Annotated in this window: 11 protein-coding genes; 8 read left to right on the top strand and 3 right to left on the bottom strand. The window is 42.0% G+C overall.

Features of this window, described 5'->3' with window-relative positions:
* Positions 1–196 precede the first annotated feature (196 nt).
* The 6 genes from ABJH64_RS17075 to ABJH64_RS17050 all read left to right on the top strand — a co-directional run bounded on the left by ABJH64_RS17075 (position 197) and on the right by ABJH64_RS17050 (position 9,698).
* The gene (locus tag ABJH64_RS17075) at positions 197–3,166 is read left to right on the top strand and encodes a SusC/RagA family TonB-linked outer membrane protein (protein WP_348277166.1); all 2,970 of its coding nucleotides are present in this window, start codon (positions 197–199) and stop codon (positions 3,164–3,166) included.
* A gap of 11 nt (positions 3,167–3,177) precedes the next feature.
* Positions 3,178–4,557, top strand: coding sequence for a RagB/SusD family nutrient uptake outer membrane protein (locus ABJH64_RS17070; RefSeq protein WP_348277153.1), 1,380 nt, complete (start codon positions 3,178–3,180; stop codon positions 4,555–4,557).
* Positions 4,558–4,774: 217 nt separating this feature from the next.
* Positions 4,775–5,284: a GreA/GreB family elongation factor gene (locus ABJH64_RS17065; protein ID WP_348277154.1), complete on the top strand. Its 510-nt coding sequence runs from the start codon at positions 4,775–4,777 to the stop codon at positions 5,282–5,284.
* 255 nt (positions 5,285–5,539) lie between these two features.
* The gene (locus ABJH64_RS17060) at positions 5,540–6,514 is read left to right on the top strand and encodes an NAD(P)-dependent alcohol dehydrogenase (RefSeq protein ID WP_348277155.1); all 975 of its coding nucleotides are present in this window, start codon (positions 5,540–5,542) and stop codon (positions 6,512–6,514) included.
* Positions 6,515–6,776: 262 nt separating this feature from the next.
* Positions 6,777–6,932 (top strand): hypothetical protein, encoded by a 156-nt coding sequence (locus tag ABJH64_RS17055; RefSeq protein WP_348277156.1) that lies wholly within the window; start codon positions 6,777–6,779, stop codon positions 6,930–6,932.
* Positions 6,933–7,064: 132 nt separating this feature from the next.
* Complete coding sequence (locus ABJH64_RS17050) at positions 7,065–9,698, top strand: valine--tRNA ligase (protein ID WP_348299045.1); 2,634 nt, start codon at positions 7,065–7,067, stop codon at positions 9,696–9,698.
* Between the two features lie 288 nt (positions 9,699–9,986).
* On the opposite strand, the gene ABJH64_RS17045 is transcribed toward ABJH64_RS17050, so the two are convergent.
* Positions 9,987–12,521 carry a phosphoenolpyruvate carboxylase gene (locus ABJH64_RS17045; protein WP_348277158.1) on the bottom strand — a complete coding sequence of 845 codons (2,535 nt, stop codon included), beginning with the start codon at positions 12,519–12,521 and terminating at the stop codon, positions 9,987–9,989.
* 287 nt (positions 12,522–12,808) lie between these two features.
* Between ABJH64_RS17045 and ABJH64_RS17040 the strand changes: the two genes are divergently transcribed.
* A complete protein-coding gene (locus tag ABJH64_RS17040; RefSeq protein WP_348277159.1) occupies positions 12,809–13,948 on the top strand; it encodes a lactonase family protein in 1,140 nt (379 codons plus the stop codon).
* On the opposite strand, the gene ABJH64_RS17035 is transcribed toward ABJH64_RS17040, so the two are convergent.
* The gene (locus tag ABJH64_RS17035; protein WP_348277160.1) at positions 13,945–15,027 is read right to left on the bottom strand and encodes an o-succinylbenzoate synthase; all 1,083 of its coding nucleotides are present in this window, start codon (positions 15,025–15,027) and stop codon (positions 13,945–13,947) included. The genes ABJH64_RS17040 and ABJH64_RS17035 overlap by 4 nt on opposite strands.
* Before the next feature lie 73 nt (positions 15,028–15,100).
* Here ABJH64_RS17035 and ABJH64_RS17030 point away from each other — a divergent pair, with 73 nt between their 5' ends.
* A complete protein-coding gene (locus tag ABJH64_RS17030) occupies positions 15,101–16,312 on the top strand; it encodes an S-adenosylmethionine:tRNA ribosyltransferase-isomerase (protein ID WP_348277161.1) in 1,212 nt (403 codons plus the stop codon).
* Positions 16,313–16,352: 40 nt separating this feature from the next.
* Here ABJH64_RS17030 and ABJH64_RS17025 read toward each other — a convergent pair whose 3' ends face one another.
* Positions 16,353–16,613: a hypothetical protein gene (locus ABJH64_RS17025; protein WP_348277162.1), complete on the bottom strand. Its 261-nt coding sequence runs from the start codon at positions 16,611–16,613 to the stop codon at positions 16,353–16,355.
* Between the last annotated feature and the right edge of the window lie 209 nt (positions 16,614–16,822).

Genomic DNA, 16,822 nt, shown 5'->3' with positions numbered 1-16,822 from the left:
TATAGCCCTATTAGAAGGAGAGACCTGCGTTTCTCCTTTTTTTATTTCGTACTTTGAAGAGTAGAGGAAGTATTGTTATAACTAAACAGTTTTTCATCCTTTTGTATAAAAAGAAGAAATAATCATCTCAAAAAGTAGAGAGTAAGGATATTTTTTTGGATTTTAACAAGAAATAAACTTTAACCTACAAACTATGATGAACAAACCTTTACTCACTATGATCCTCCTATTCTGTACGATAGGAATATCATGGGCACAATACACCATAAGGGGTACTGTGTCCGATGAACGAACAGGCGAGCCACTCATTGGAGCCAGTATCCTTATCAAAGGCACTACTTCAGGAGCAGTCACCGACCTAGATGGTAATTATACTCTGGATATCAACAACACAGGAAGCGTAGAGCTGGTGGTTTCGTCCATAGGATATTTGAAAAAAACCATAACAGTAAGTCAAAATCAATCTGTAGTAAACATCCAATTAAATGAGGATGCTACAAACTTGGAAGAAGTCGTGGTCACGGGACTTGCTTCCTCCGTGAAGCGTAGTAATCTTGCCAATGCTGTCACTTCAGTATCTGCAAGAGACCTTACAGGGACCACCACTATACAGACCACAGATGGTGCCCTCTACGGTAAAGTACCAGGCGCAACCATCAGATCAAATGGTGGTGCTCCGGGTGGAGGTATCTCCATACAGCTTCGAGGAATTTCAAGTTTGCAGGGAGCATCTCAACCGCTAATCATCGTAGATGGTGTATATATCAACAATGCATCGCAACGTACCGGTAGAGCTACAGTATCCGGAGCTGGTGCATCCAGCCAAGATGATGGAGCGAATAGACTAGCAGATATCAACCCAGCTGACATTGAAAACATAGAGGTGCTAAAAGGACCATCAGCGGCTGCAATCTATGGAACTCGTGCCAACGCCGGTGTAATCATCATCACCACCAAGCGAGGAGCAGAAGGCAAAACTACCGTTTCTCTTTCTCAGGACGTCGGTTTTGCAAATCCGCTTAGATTATTGGGAGTAGATGATTGGAGCGAAGAAAAAATCAACTTCTTTTTCCCTGAATCCAGAAGACCAATAGAACTCGAGCGATTCAGAGCAGCTCAAGCTTCTGGTACTTTCGTAGATTATGAAGATTACTTTTATAACAATACCGCACTTCTACTAAATACCAGAATAAATGTTTCTGGAGGTACTGACAAAACTAAGTTCTTTGTATCTGGAAACATCACTAACGAGGACGGAACAGTTAAAAATACGGGTTTTGAGCGCTATTCCATCCGGGCAAATATTGACCAAAAGATCTCTGACAGAATCAGACTAGGTGTTTCTTCCAATTACATCAAATCCAACACAGATAGAGGATTTACTGGAAACCAAAATAATACCGGTGCAAGTATTGGATACAGCATAGCTTATGTGCCAAATTATTATGATTTGCGAAGAAATGAAGACGGAACCTACCCTATCAACCCTTATTTCTCTGAGAATCCTGTGTCAGTGACAGACAATGCTCAAAACAATTCTGTTGTGAACCGTTTCATCCAAGCTTTCACATTGGATTTTGACATTATCAAAAATCAGAACAGCTATTTGAAAGCAACAATAGCAGGAGGATTGGATTATTTACAAAATTCCACTCAAATCTATCTTCCTGAGTTTTTACAGTTTCAGAGAGCACAGGCTAATCCTGGGGATCTATTTGTCGGAAGACAAGAAAGCTTTAACACCAATTTCCAAGCAGCATTAGTTTATAACTGGAACTTAGGAACTGTAAATATGAACTCCCAAGTAGGCTTGGTCCGCTTGGATTTTGAAAATAGCTCTTTGTTCAATAGAGGCAGAGGATTGGTTCCTGGCCAAAGAAACCTAAAGCAAGCTAATATTCAGGAGATCAATGAACAATTCAACAGCAAAATTCAAGAAGCTGGAATTTTTCTTCAACAGGAAGCCAATTGGGAAGATAAAATCATAGGAACACTCGGAATCAGATGGGATAAATCTACCCTGAATGGAGATCCTAATGAGTACTATGCATTCCCTAGAGCTAGTGTGGCCTTCAATCTCGGAAACTTCGGTTTTTGGAATAGTGGAGTAATTAGTCAATTGAAGCCTAGAATTGCCTATGGCGAGACAGCGGGACCAGTTCCATTTGGTGCAACGTTTACGCCACTAGGAGGAACTAACATCGGCGGACTATTAGGCTCCACAGTATCTACTTCGATAGGTAACACACAGATTGAACCTGAGACAGCCTCAGAGTTAGAATTCGGTGTTGATGCTGGTTTCTTCAACAACCGACTTAGCCTTGAAGCGACTTATTACATAAAGAACACACAAAACAACCTTCAAAATCTAAATCTGGCTCCATCTACTGGCGTAAACACTACACCAAGTAATGAGGCAGAACTCCAAAACAAAGGATTTGAACTCAGCTTATCCGGTACAGTTGTAGAAAAGCCAAATTTCAGATGGTTCTCCAGAATTCTCTACTGGCAAAATGACATTGAAATGACTAGACTCGGTATTCCAACCTACATTTCAGGTGGTTTTGGATCAGGACTTGGTACGTTCTTATATGCTGAAGGCTATTCTCCAACTACTATAGTGGGTACGCCTGCAGACCCTTCAATTCCAGGAGGGTTTACCATCTGGGGAAATGCTCAGCCAGATTTCAATCTATCCTTCTCTAACTCTTTCAACATCTACAAAGGATTTGAATTCTCATTCCTCATTGACTGGAGAAGCGGAGGAGAAAACATAAACCTAACTTCGTTCCTGTCTGATGGAGGAGGAACCACAAATGGGTGGTTTGATGATGACAATGGAGACGGAATCCCAAATGGAAGACAGAGAGAACCAGAGCCATATAATAATGCGGGACGATGGGTTCAGGATGCCTCATTTGTAAAAGTCCGTGAGATAGGCTTGTATTACACTCTTCCAAAAGAAACGCTCAATAATTGGTTTGGAAATACCGTTCAGAACATCCGAGTAGGCTCTTCTGTCAACAACGCATTCTTATTCACAGATTATGAAGGATATGATCCTGAGACTTCCACTTTTGGAGCTCAAGCCGTAGCCAACAACGTGGATATTGCTCCATACCCTACCTCTAGAAGGATTTTCTTTCACGTAACTATTGACTTTTAATCCGACCCACTATGAAAAATAAAACAAGAAACATAGGATTTGCACTGATTGCAGCCACAATGATCGCTGGATGTAATCCCTTGGAGTTTGATGACATCCAAGATCCTAATAATCCATCAGTCGGAAGTATTGCCAACAATGCCACCTCCGAACAAATACAATTTCTAATCACTGGATTAGAATCCAGACATAGAGGTTATGTCACTAACATTTCCCAAGCCTGGAATACATTCGGAAGGGAAATATGGTACCTCAATGCCTCTGACCCTAGATTTCAAACAGACTGGTTGGGACAGAATGGTAGAGTTCCAGATAGATCCTACTTTGGATTTGGAAATACTGGTGGCGGCTCCTGGGCCACTCCATACCAGGCTATCAAGCAGGCAGATGTTTTACAATTGGCAGCTGAGAACACAAATAATATCTCTGCTTCGCAAAAAAATGCAGTAATAGGATTCTCAAAAACTATTCAAGGATACCAATTTATGATTCCGGCTAATTTTGTCTATCAAAATGGTATCCGAATGGACGTAGAAGATCCTCTTAATCCGGGGCCATTTGTACCTTATGAGCAGGCATTGGATCAGATCAGCACTATTCTAGATGAAGGATTCCAAGCATTAGGAAGCTCTGGCTCTGGGAATTTCCCTTTCAGACTAACCAGTGGTTTCAATGGATTCAACACCATCACAGGACTTCAGCAAGTCAATAGAGCCATAGCTGCCAGACTCAATGCCTACAGAGAAGACTGGCAAGGAGTGCTGACCGCGCTGGATGGCTCATTTATGAATCTGAATGGGAACCTAAATGCAGGACCAGCTCACCCTTATGGAGCAGCCCCGGATATTTTCAACCCGCTCTTTTACCTTCCAAATGCAGCCGTAAATACTATCATCGTAGTGCATCCCTCTGTTCTGGACGATGCCACTCCTGGAGACCTTCGAGTTCAAAACAAATTCCTAAAAAGAACCAACCCGGTCACCGTGACTACAGATGCGGGAGCATTGGTAGGAACACATCAAGATGCGAGATGGCCAAATAACACCGCGCCTATTCCTTTTATCAGAAATGAAGAGCTAATTCTACTGAAAGCTGAAGCTCATGCCAATCTCAACCAAGGAACTGACGCGGTGGCTGCTATCAACATTATCCGTACAGCAGCTGGAATCGGCCCTTACACTGGTGCCACGACCACCGCAGCGTTGATTAATGAGATCTTGTACCAAAGAAGATATTCTCTATGGGCGGAGCCTTGGGGACATCGATGGATAGATGCTAGACGCTACGATCGCTTGAGCGAAATTCCTACGTCCTATGATGGAGGAACTATCTTCACTCAATTCCCTCATCCACAAGCAGAACTAAGCTGGGATGAGTATGTAGGAAATTAACAATCCTAATCAATCATGAGGAAGGGAAGCTGGCAACGGCTTCCCTTTTTTACTTTTAAAAATCACACAAAACTAACCAGCAAAAATCAGCTCAAATCAATCTGGAAATTGAAATCAAATCAGCAATTTTAACCTGAGGAGTAGTCTTGAGATTAGGTAGCATGAAACTTTCTGCCTGTTTCACTCCTTATCACTTTTTAAACAAAAGAAATAGCACATGAGCAGAGGGTTTGTAAAAGAAGATGATCAGGAAGAAACGCCACTTGTACCACCAAGAGCAGATTTACCAGATGGTGTCACCAATTTCATGACTGAAAACGGAATGGCTGAATTGTTGGCTGAAAAACAAGCCCTGATTGATGAGAAAGCTTCAATTCAAGCATCTACAGAACAAGAGAAACGGGTAACTTCAAATTTCATCAATGCCAAAATTCATTTGCTCGATGAGCGCATCGCTACTGCCAAAATTGTAAACCTAAGCGAACAGCCTAGCACTGAAATTCGCTTTGGCGCAACAGTGACTCTCAAAATTGGTAAAACTGCGAAATCTCAAACTTACCAAATTGTAGGTGTGGACGAGGCAGACATTTCTAAAATGAAAATCTCTTTTATCTCCCCAATTGCTAAAATTCTGATCGGTAAAAAAGTTGGCGAAAAAGCAATATTAAAGTTGGCCAAAGAGGACAGAGTTTTTGAGGTAATGGAGATCAGATATTCAAACAGCTGATTATCCGCAAGGATGGCAGTCGCATTAAAATCTTTGCTAATCAGGTCGGAAGACCTCCCGAGGTATCAAAGAACCGAAGTGGCCACAGGTATTAAGTTTGACAATTCCTAGGATACTTTTACTTCTTCATAGGTAGAAAAACGGATATTCATAGGTTGATAAATTGTTTGATGAATCGACAAAGGCTACTAAGCAACTATGATTTTTCGGAAGACTTAAATACCTTCATTTCAATTTGCCATCAAGTAAAACCCTATGAAAGCTATATTTTTTGAGAAGTACGGAAAACCGGAAGAAGTACTGGCATTGAAAGAAGTAGCAATGCCTGTCCCTCAGGAAAATGAGGTTTTGATTAAAATCGATTTCACTGCCGTCAATGATTACGATTGGAGTTTCGTTACAGGTAAGCCTCTAGTGTACAGACTTATGTTCGGACTAGTTAAGCCGAAGAATCCAATCGCCGGGATGGAATTAGCAGGTACTGTTCAGCTTATTGGGTCAAAAGTATCAAAGCTGAAAGTTGGGGATACGGTGTTTGGTGATATATCAGAGTTTGGTTTCGGGACCTTTGCTGAATACATCAGTATCCGTGAGGATGCCGTCATCATCAAGCCTGAGAAATTAAGCTTTGAAAAAGCTGCTGCAATTCCGCATGCTTCTACTCTGGCTCTACAAGCACTCCGAACTATTGGCAAGATAAAGCAGAACCAAAAAGTACTCATCAATGGCGGTGGTGGCGGTGTAGGAACGATCGGCCTTCAATTAGCCAAGCTCAGCAACTGTCATGTAACAGGTGTGGACTCAGGCGAAAAGTTGACGATGATGAAATCGCTCGGATACGATGAGGTGATTGATTATAAAAAGACTGATTTCACAAAAACGAATGAACGCTATGACCTAATCCTGGATTGCAAAAGCAATAAATCCCCATTTTTGTATTTGCGAGCTCTAAACCCAACTGGTATCTATGTGACCATAGGTGGTAGTCTAAGCACTTTAATCTCAATATTTTTTTGGGGAAAAATTCTTTCCCTTTTCACTAAAAAAAGTCTTCAAATTCTTAGCCTAAAACCTAACGAAGGATTGGATGAAATCTCTCAATTAGTGATCGATAACAAAATCACACCCAAAATAGACGGGCCGTATCCACTTGAAGATACGGCTAGGCTAATCCAATATTTTGGGGAAGGCAGGCATACGGGGAAGTTGGTAATTAAGGTAAGGGCATGAGCTGTAGTTAACTTGACAGAATTGAATTACTCTGAAATTTAATTGCATCTGCGAATTACTATTACGGAAAAGATCTGTTGCAAGAAAAAGATGGGAAATTGACTGCAATAGAAATTAAATCTTCAGAAACCTATCATTCTGATTTCCTGAAAGGATTGAAATACTTTCAAAAAATCGCTCCTGAAAGCCATGTAAAACTAATTTATGCAGGTAATCTAAGTCAAGAACGAGATGGTATTCAAATTAGTAATTTTAGGGAGTTGTGAAAAAACAATTATCCATTCCTCACTACCTGGCAGATGTTCTGAGAGACAAAACTGATTCAATTGGTGATATTGAGAAAACTATCAAAGTCAAAACAGATTCTACCCTACACCTATATAAACAAATCCATTTTCTGGAGAAGCAGGACCAGTAATCCCCGTGGCCTCTTTGCGTTGCCCTCGTGCACTTTGTGGTTTAATAATCTATTCCAAACAATTGATCACCCAATCATGCCTCTGAAAAGGGCTTTTTCCCTATTTTTGCCCCTCTAAATAATTATCCGAATATGTCTATTGCCAGCAAATACGATCCAGCAGCTACCGAAGCCAAGTGGTATGCCTACTGGATGGAGCACAAGCTTTTTTCATCAAAAGTAGATCCAAACAAGGAACCTTATGTGATCACCATGCCTCCACCCAATGTCACGGGCGTCCTGCACATGGGGCATATGCTGAACAATACCATTCAGGATGTATTGATCCGTCGGGCTAGAATGCAAGGCAAAAATGCGCTTTGGGTGCCTGGAACTGATCATGCTTCGATCGCGACAGAAACCAAAGTTGTAAACTTGCTAAAAGAGCAAGGAATAGATAAAAAATCCCTCACCCGCGAGAAATTCCTCGAGCATGCATGGGAATGGAAGGAAAAATACGGGGGAATTATCCTAGATCAGTTGAAAAAACTGGGGGCTTCCTGTGACTGGGATCGTACCGCATTCACCATGGATGCAGGACTGAGCGATGCAGTGATTTCTGTTTTTGTGGATTTGCATAAAAAAGGGAAAATCTACCGTGGTATTCGCATGGTGAACTGGGATCCAAAGGGAAAGACGGCACTATCTGATGACGAAGTGATCACGAAGGAAATTGCTTCCAAGCTGTACTATGTAAAATATCAAATCGAAGGTTCGGAGAATGATTATTTGACCATCGCCACTACTCGCCCTGAGACGATCATGGCGGATTCTGCGATCTGTATCAATCCAAATGATCCGAGATTCATACATCTGAAAGGCAAGAAAGCCATCGTTCCTTTGATCAACAAAGCTATTCCAATCATCGAAGATGAATATGTGGACATGGAATTTGGTACAGGTTGCCTGAAGGTAACTCCTGCGCACGATATCAATGACTACGAACTTGGACTGAAGCACAAACTTGAAGTGATCGACATCTTAAATGATGATGGGACGCTGAATGAAAAAGCTCAAATCCTCATTGGCGAAGATCGTTTTGTTGCTAGAAAAATGATCGCCAAGAAACTGAAGGAAGTAGATCAGCTGGAGAAAATAGAGGATTATAAATCCAACGTAGGTCACTCCGAAAGAACAGATGCGGTAATCGAGCCAAAGCTTTCTTTGCAGTGGTTCCTGAAAATGGACGAGATCACCAAGCCAGCTCAGAAAGCGGTGATGGAAGACATCATCCAGCTGTATCCACCAAAGTTCAAAAACATGTACAGAGCTTGGATGGATAACGTGCGTGACTGGTGCATCTCCCGCCAACTTTGGTGGGGACATAGAATCCCAGCTTACCATCTTCCTAATGGGGAATTTGTAGTTGCTAAAACCGCCGAGGAAGCTTTGCAACTTGCCAATGAGCAGTTTGATGGCACGTTTACACTAGCTGATTTGAAGCAGGACGAAGATGTATTGGACACTTGGTTTAGCTCATGGCTCTGGCCGATTTCGGTTTTTGATTCGGAAGTATTTACTACTGGCAAGCCGAACGAGGAATTGAAATACTACTATCCTACTAATGACTTGGTAACTGCACCGGAGATTCTATTCTTCTGGGTAGCACGTATGATCATTGCAGGATACGAATACATGGGCGAGAAGCCTTTCAAAAATGTGTACCTGACTGGGATCGTTCGCGATAAATTGGGAAGAAAGATGTCCAAATCGCTTGGCAACTCTCCTGATCCTTTGGATTTGATAGCACAAAACGGTGCAGATGGCGTCCGTACAGGAATGCTATTCTCTTCCCCTGCTGGAAATGATTTGCCCTACGATGACAAACTGGTGGAACAGGGAAGAAACTTTGCCAATAAGATCTGGAATGCTTTCCGACTGGTCAAAGGCTGGGAAATCGATCAGAATTTGGACGGCTCTGCAAATGCTTCCAGCATCGCATGGTTTGAAAGCAGATTCAATCAGGCTTTGATAGAAATTAACGAGCATTATGAGAAATTTAGAATTTCCGATGCGCTGATGACTACGTACAAGTTGGTTTGGGGGGATTTCTGCTCGTGGTATCTAGAGATGATCAAGCCGGAATATCAGCATCCTATTGATCAGGAAACGTACGATAAAACGATCGCTCTTTTCGAAGATATCCTGAAGATTTTACATCCTTTCATGCCGTTTATTTCTGAGGAACTTTGGCAACAGATCAAGGAAAGATCTGTGGAAGAATCCTTGATCTTAGCATCTTGGCCTACTGAGAAAGGTTTTGACAGCAAAATCATCGAGGAAGCCAATCAGGTATTTGAAGTAGTTTCTCAGGTGAGAAATCTTCGCGCTTCCAAAGGCATGTCTCCAAAAGAATCGTTGGATCTGACCATCAATGCTAAAAATGAAGAATTGTATGGAAGATTCTCAGCAGTACTGAATAAGCTGGCAAATTTGTCTTCGCTAAACTTCGGCGAGAAGGTCGAGAATGCCATCAGCTTTGTAGTAAAGTCTGACGAATGCTTCATCCCGATGGGCGATTCCATCAACGTAGAGGAGGAAAAAGAGAATATCCAGAAAGAGATCGACTATACCAAAGGCTTTCTGAATTCTGTCTTGAAAAAGCTCAGCAACGAGCGATTTGTGGCAGGAGCGCCAGCACAGGTGATCGAAACAGAACGCAAAAAGCAAGCTGATGCTGAAGGTAAGATCAAGGCGCTGGAGGAGAGTTTGGCGAAGCTAGGGTAAAGTGATAATATCCCCGCTAAGGCGCTACGGCGCAAAGGGTAAACTGAAGAATAAAACAATAATTGCAAAACCGGAGGCTGATAAAGTCTTCGGTTTTTTTTGTTTGAACTTCCTAGAAAGACGAAAATAATTAATCACATAGAACAAATCCTTCGAGATTTGGAAAATCTCAAAGGTTGAAAAATAAACCGCGCACTCTGCGTAAACCTCTGTGAACTCTGTAGTTTAAACAAAAAAACCCGATTGAAATCAAATTCAATCGGGTTTTCACAGTATGCAACGTGTAGCTTATGCTGCGTTTCTAGCCGCATTGATGATCCCAAACATACTTCTCAAAATCAACTTTTGAAGTAACTCCGTGGTCTCACCTGTTTCGAGGATTTTCTGAATCGCATATTGCTGCACAGTGATCAAAGGCAATACAATTCGCTCTCTGATCTCAATAGACTTTTTAATGACTTTATTATCTCCCATCAGTTCATCCATGGAGGAAACCTCTTTAAGCTTCTCGATAGACCTGAGGTATTCATCATACATGATTTCCCAGAATTCCCCATAGTTTTTATCCTGCTTCAAATAAGCTGTGGCTGGGTAAAAACATTTGGTAAGCGACTGCATCGAATTCCCAAGAAGTGCTCTGAAGAAAAGACTGTCGTTGTACAAAGCTTTCAACTCACCCAATTTCCCTTTCTTTTCCAACACCGATACCGCAGCCCCTACTCCGTAAAACCCTGGAATATTCTGCTTCATCTGAGCCCAGGAACCTACAAAGGGTATAGCTCGAAGATCCTCAAATTTCAGTCCCCCACCTTTACCTCGTTTTAAAGGTCGGGAGCCAATATTCGTCATTCCAAAATACTTTAATGGGGTCACGTGCTCCAAATAAGGCACAAACATCGGGTGACTTTTGAATTGCTTATACGACTCGTAAGCTTCTCCTGCTAGCTCGTCAATCAGGGCCCTTTGATCGACATTTAGATTTTTGTCGGCCCCGATGTAAAGATGATTTTCAAGCCCCGCACTTAGCAATTGCTCAAAGTTATAGGTACAGGATGCCTGCTTGCCATAATTGGAAGAAATCGTCTGACCCTGAATAGTCACCTGGATCTCAGCATTTTCCACTTTTTCCCCAAGTGATGCATAGAAATTATGCATGTTTCCTCCTCCACGGGCAGGAGGTCCACCTCTACCGTCAAAGAAAACGACTTTTATCCCATTCTCTCTAGACACTCGCGTCATTTCTTCCTTCGCTCTCAGGATAGACCAGTTGGCCTGCAGGTAACCTCCATCCTTTGTGCCGTCAGAAAAGCCAAGCATAATAGTTTGCTTATTGCCTCTGAAAGCCAAATGCTTTTTATACTCAGGCATAGTATATAACCAAGCCATAATCTCTGGTGCTTCCGCCAAATCATCGATTGTCTCAAACAAGGGCACAATATCCAACGGCATGTTATCCTTATCCTTTCCTAGACACAGCTGATTAAGCTTGAATACCTCAAGCAGATGCTTTCTGGATTGGCAATTGGAAATAATATACCTATTCAAGATCTCCTCGCCGCCTTCCTGTTGGATAGAGTCAATGACACGCATAGACTCGAGCATCTCTTGGTTAAATGGATCTTGGAAGGCAGCTAGCTCAGGCAGTTCGTTCAGGCTCATGATTTGAGCGATTTGCTCATCTTCTGTGCCTTGAAGCTCCTTGCCTTGAAGCTGGAAAATCTCCTCAATCAGTGTATCATGCTTCCGGCTATCCTGACGCATATCCATGCAGGCAAAGTGGAAGCCGAAGATTTTAACTTTGAGAATAAACTGATCCAGGACATCTAAAAATAGCCCCTCATGATGCTCGATCAAGCCTGCTCTGGCATCCATCAAATCCGCAAGCAATTGATCCTTGGTTTGATAAACTGGATTATTTTCAAATAAAGTAGAGTACAAGCCTCGCTCTATTTTGATCAAAATCTCCTCTACATACTTGAATGTGAGTCTTCTACGAACTTTCCTAACATCTCTGTAATAGCATTTGATCACCCACTTTTTCAACCGCTCAGCTACCTGCTTGGTAGTTGTATGGGTGACAAAAGGATTACCGTCTCTATCTCCGCCCGGCCAAAACCCAATTTTCAATAAACCTGGGTTTTCCCAGTCATGCAGGGGAATATTAAGCGATCCCAGCAGTCGAATCATAATGTCAGAAATACTCTGATAAAACACATTCTCGAGAAACCATATCAAGCTCACCGCTTCATCATAGGGAGTTGGTTTTTCTCGTTTGGTGAAGCCAGTTTTGCCTAGCTGCTGTAGGAGAGAATTGATTGTTCCGATATCATCCGTACGAATGGCATTTTCCAGATCAGTGATGATGGCTAGCACATTTCCAGGGTAAAACTGCGTGGGATGAGCCGTGAGCGTAAGTCGAACCGAGAAAGTCTTCAACTTTTCGATTAGCTCCTCGCGCTTATTATCGTTGTCGGTGCGATCAATCAGTGCTTTGATAGTTCCTTTCCCCTTCAGGTCATGGATTTTTTCGTAGGCAGCATCTTCGATCGAATCAAACAAAACTACCTGACGCTCCACGTACTGAATCATTTGAAATAACAGGTCAGATTGCTGTGTGGGGGTCGAATCAGGCATTAATTCATCGAAAAATCCAGCGATGATTTCCTTAGGAGTCAAACCTTTTTGAAAACCATCCTGACATGCAGTACCCAAAATGGGAAGCAAGGTGCCAGTTCGATAAATGTGATTGAAGGGAAGATCTAAAAATAAGCTGTTGTAAATTGTGAAGCGCTTGGCTACTTGGGTATCATAAGTTTTATACATTATTCTCCTTCCTTTTTAATGGTTTAGCAAATTAGCAAAAATTCTAAAAAATGAAATTATTACTGAATATTCATTAACTATTATTCTTCTTTTTAGCATTTTTATCAAAAAAATAACCAATCTATCAATAAAACGACAAAATAATTATCTAGGATATTTCGATATATTTCAGACGTGAAACTGAGTTTGATTTAAAAGGTGACTATCAGTTCATTGTTTATTTATCTTCGATATCACTTGCATTTTGACAACCACAAGTTACTCAAGAACGATTCTATACGACTCCAATGAAAAAAGCAATTTTGAGGGCAGGATTTATCGCTACTGCCCTGTCCTGCACCTCAGAGAAAACCACGGAAATGACCATCACCCCTACCACTTATTCTTTTTTGATCGGAACATACACCGATGACCCCAGTCAGGGAATAAATCAATTGGATTTCACTCCGGAGGAAAACAAAATAGAAGTTCAGACCATTCTGCCTGGCCTTCAGAACCCCTCTTTTGTTCTAGGCAACTCAAAGGGAGACTTGGTGTTTTCCTTGGAAGAGATTGACAACGTACCTGGTGGAAATGTGATCAGCTTTGCTCGTTCCTTGGAAAACGACCAACTCACTAAAAGGTCTGAATTGCCGAGTTTCGGAGATCACCCTTGCCATCTCGCCCTCTCTCCCAATGAAGAGTTTTTGACTGTTTCGAATTATAGCGGTGGGAGTTTCAGTGCCTATCGCGTAGATGAGCAAGGCGACCTAACTCATCTACAAACGATTCGTCACGAAGGAAGTAGCGTCAATAAAGACCGTCAAAATTCACCTCATGTACACAGCACCACCTTCAGTCCTGATGGTAAATTCCTAGTGGTAGCTGATCTGGGAACAGACGAATTGAATGTGTATGAGTTCAACCCTGAAGCTAAGGAGCCTTTTTCCCTGAATAATAAATACAAAGTTACACCTGGAGATGGACCGAGGCACTTGGTTTTTTCTGCCGACGGCAAAGAAATCCTGCTTGTCCAAGAAATGAAGCCTGCTCTGGAAGTTCTTAGTTTTGATGAAGGTAAAATCACTTCCAAACAACAAATTTCTCTAGTCGCTGAGGATTTTGAAGGAAATGTTGGGGCTGCGGAAGTTAGGCTTTCGCCTGACGGAAAAAACATATATGTCTCCAATCGAGGTGATGCCAATACCCTATCTGTATTCGCAAAAAAAGATGACGGGACGTATGATTTGATCCAGCAAAGCACCTCTGGAGGCCTCATGCCACGAAATTTCAATCTTACCGCTGATGGCAAATACTTGCTTTCTGCTAATCAAGCCAGTAATGACGTTGTCGTTTTTGAGCGAGACAAGGACACTGGCAAACTAACTCAGACTTCTTGGAAAGTAGAAGTGAACAAGCCGGTCTATCTATTCAGATTAGCCGATTAGGAGGGTTGCTGCCACTGGAGATTTGAGCTGTAGCGAATTTGACCCTGATGGATTTCTAGAGGAGAGTCTAAGTTATTTTCGTACAGCTTACCTGTGCCCAATCCTTGCGGAATAGTCACTTCCAAACTATCCGCCAACTGGGTGATTGCGTTCAGCCCAATATTACTCTCCAGCGCAGAAGTCATCCACCAGCCTATTTTCCGCTCTTCTGCTAACTTAATCCAATCTCTAGTCTCCAAAATCCCACCAAGTAAGGTGGGTTTCAAAATGATGTGTTGAGGCTGAATTGTATCCAGCAGTTTGGCTTTCGCACTTACCCCTATCAATTCCTCATCTAGTGCGATTGGAAGTGGTGTAGCTTCGCAAAGCTGTCTCATCGCATCCCAATTCCCTGCCGCGATAGGTTGCTCAATACTATGCAAGTCAAACTCAGCTAATTGTTCAAGTTTGTGAAGCGCATCTTCCGGAGCAAATGCCCCGTTGGCATCTACGCGCAAAGTGATTTGCTCTTTGCGAAAACGAGACCTGATGTAATCCAGAAGTTGCAATTCCTGCTGAAAGTCGATCGCTCCGATTTTCATTTTGATGCAATCAAATCCTTGCGCTAGCTTTTCATTGATTTGCTGCAGCATAAAATCCCTGTCCCCCATCCAGATCAATCCATTGATAGGGATAGTTTTTCTAGATTCGAAAAAATCATGGCCAAGGATTTTCTTTTTCCCTCCATTTAATAGATCCAGAATAGCTGTCTCCAAAGCAAAACGAATACTTGGCAATTCGAAAGGAACCGTCATTTTTAGCTCATTCAGAACTTCAAGTTCCGTGTTGCCAAAGCTTTTCCCTGACATCTCCGCCAAGGTTTTTGCCAGAATCTCTTCGAAGTCCTCTCTGTCATCTACACTCAATTTGATTAACGGTGCAGCCTCTCCCCAACCTACTCGCTCCGGCTGATCTGCATAAAAAGCTTTTATCCAGAACACCTCTTTCGTCTTCAAAACACCTCTGGAAGTCCCAGCATCAAAATTAAAAATCAAGGTTCTCTTACAATATTCGAAGGTGATTTGGGAAGAATCGGACATGGAATTGGAAAAGATTTGGGAGGTACTTGCAATGAGTTGGGCTATATTTGCACGCAGAAATTAACGCCTACTTATGCAAATCCCCGCTATAGATTTAAGAGATTACGAATATACATTACCTGAGGAAAAAATCGCCAAACACCCCTTGGCAAAGCGTGATGCATCGAAGCTTTTGCACTACAAGGATGGGCAGATTTCTCATTTGAACTTTGGCGCTATTCCGGATTTACTTCCTGCAGATACGCTTTTGGTCTATAACGACACCAAGGTTATTCCTGCACGATTAATTTTTCAGCGAGAAACGGGAGCTCGCATCGAGATCTTTTTACTTCAACCAACCTCTCCTACTACAGTGATCCCCGAAATCATGCTTGCGAAACATCCAGTGGTCTGGGAAACCATGATAGGGAATGCCAAAAAGTGGAAGGATGGTGAAGTCTTATATGGGCAAATACCATTTGAAGGGAGTACGATTACTCTCCAAGCCAAACTAATTGATAGAGAAACAAGAAAAGTGGAGTTCACCTGGGACAATACAGACGTGGCATTTGTAGATGTGGTAGAAGCTAGCGGTGAAGTTCCTCTTCCGCCCTATTTGAACAGAAAACCAATCGAGGAGGACAAATCACGGTATCAAACTGTTTACTCATCTAAAGAAGGTGCAGTGGCTGCCCCAACTGCGGGATTGCATTTCACTTCCGAGGTATTTGAACGCTTGAGAAACAAAGGTATCAAAGAAGCACAAGTGACGCTTCATGTCAGCGCAGGTACTTTCCAACCTATCAAAGCAAGTCAAGTCACTGATCACCCGATGCACAGTGAACAAATTCATGTTAATAGGGAGACAGTAGAAAAGATCCTTTTAGACCTGGAACATGTGGTGGCAGTAGGAACTACCTCCGTAAGAACGCTGGAAAGCCTGTATTGGTACGGTGTGAAATTACTTGAGAAAAAAGGAACGGAGCTGAAAATAGATAAGCTTTTCCCCTACGAAGTGCGTGAAATTTTACCGAGTGCCAAAGCATCCTACGGTGCCATTCTTTCTTATATGAAGGAAATGGAATTGGATACGATAATGGGAACCACGGAGATCTTCATTTTCCCTGGGTATGAATTCAAGATCGTAAAAGGGCTAATCACCAACTTCCATCAACCTGGTTCTACACTTATTTTGCTGATAGCGACCATTCTCGGGGAAGATTGGAAGCGTGTGTATGGCGAGGCATTAGAAAACGACTACAGATTTCTAAGTTATGGTGACAGCAGCTTGCTTTGGATCAGATAAGGATCTCGAATGAAAAAATTTTCCTGGCAGACAGCCCGTATCAAACGAGCGACATACCAAGGCTAAACTCAGAAAATTCAGAATAGTCAATCTCCTTTACCATGACGATTAACGCATTGGCAAACTCCTGTTTGCAGGCCCGCACTTCATATGTAAAGTGAGTGTCTTGGGTCAGGTTTATTTCCAATGAACCAAAAAATCTAAAAAGTTCATCCTGCGAATTAGAACGAATACAAACACATCCCGTATCAAATTCACACTTTTCAATCAAGAAATCAGCTGTAGTAGTTTGGATTTTCATAATGGATTGGGTTATTAGAAAGTCAAAATTACCATGGCACTATTGAAAATCTATACCCTGTACAGGGTATTTTTCATATTCCTGGAATGAAACTGACAAAATATTTTATTTGATTTTCAGACGATTATACAAAAAGAGTTGCCTAGAAAAATCCTATCCGCTGATGATTTGTGAAAGTGTTATCAATTGGCTTATATTTGCATCGCTTT

Source organism: Algoriphagus sp. (assembly GCF_039969895.1).
Classification (GTDB): Bacteria; Bacteroidota; Bacteroidia; order Cytophagales; family Cyclobacteriaceae; genus Algoriphagus.
This window is presented reverse-complemented; position numbering and strand designations above follow the sequence as displayed.